1 protein-coding gene and 1 pseudogene are annotated in these 1,200 nt (G+C 50.3%); both read right to left on the bottom strand.

Annotation, left to right across the window (positions count from 1 at the left end; genetic code table 11):
- Positions 1 to 325 precede the first annotated feature (325 nt).
- On the bottom strand, positions 326 to 1,036 hold the full coding sequence (locus tag GOW93_RS20635; RefSeq protein WP_170388286.1) for an alpha/beta fold hydrolase: 711 nt from the start codon (positions 1,034 to 1,036) through the stop codon (positions 326 to 328).
- 93 nt (positions 1,037 to 1,129) lie between these two features.
- Positions 1,130 to 1,200 (bottom strand): annotated as a pseudogene (locus GOW93_RS20990) (electron transfer flavoprotein subunit alpha); the annotation flags it as partial.

A 1,200-nucleotide genomic window follows, 5' to 3' on the forward strand; every position in this document is an offset into this window, starting at 1 on the left:
CTTAGTCCTCCGTTTCCTGAACATAACGGTGGACCCGTTCAGTTGGGGAGGCTCACGGGTTTATGGGTCGAAGACGGGAGAATTGCGCTGTCAGAGATGCCCCTCTTTCCTCCGGGAATACGTTTTCGTGTCCGTTGTCGATACGCCTCAAGCTTCGATTGGTGGTATCAGACAGTTTGAGGAGCAGATCGTGTGGCAAGCGACGCAAGATTAAACTTGCCAAAGGTTAATAGAGATACCAAGCATTTGACTAATAAATGCGACAGCGACCGCAGTACCATCTTAGACATTCTGACGCAGCCGCGATTTTGCGGCAGGAGTAGGCTTAGACGGGCTGCTCTAGTTGAGATATCCAGTCTTGCAGGATGCGCGTGGTTTCGTCCGGTGACTCAAGTGGTGGTAGATGCCCGCAATTATCAAACAGATGAAACTTTGACCCTCGAATGCCAGCGTGAATTAACTGAGCTTCATCCAATGGCGTCAATTGATCACTATCACCAACGCCAACAAGGGTTGGAGCATCGATACCACCCAGTAGTTCACGATAGTCTCTACGGTTCAGGATCGCCTGCTGCTGCCTTAGAAACGCGCAGCCTCCAACCCTCATGGCCATTTTCATCACCTTGTCTGCAACCGGCAATTCTAAGTTTGTTTTGTGCAGTAAGCGAGGTAGGAATTTTTTTGTAACCCCACGGAAATTACCATGCTCTAAAGCTGAAATAGCTTGAATTCGTTCCTTCTGACGATCTGGTTTGTCTGGAGATGCACTCGTAGCAAGTAGCGCAACACCCAAAATTCTCTCCGGGGCTATGCGCATAATCTCGAACGCCACATAGCCGCCCATCGACATCGATACTAAAACAAAGGGGCCTGAGATCGAAGCCAAAACTCGATCGGCCATTGCCTCAATTGAATCGTCCAACGTCAGATCTGCAATCATGGGATCTACCGCTGAGGAGAGATCCTCTACCTGCTGTTGCCACAGCTCTTCATCATTCAGCAGGCCCGGGAGGAAAACGACGGGTGTCTTTTGCATGTCATTCTTCTCTCACTGATTGTCTTTTGATAAAAGGCCCGGCAAACAAGGTTGGGAGTATGACGTTTGCCGGGCAAAGTTGGAAGTAATTGCCTACCCCAACTCGTTAGTCAGTTCCGGCACGGCCTGGAACAGGTCGGCGACCAGTCCGAAGTCGGCGACCT

The sequence above is a fragment of the Ruegeria atlantica genome (genome assembly GCF_013032455.1).
Classification (GTDB): Bacteria; Pseudomonadota; Alphaproteobacteria; order Rhodobacterales; family Rhodobacteraceae; genus Ruegeria; species Ruegeria atlantica_B.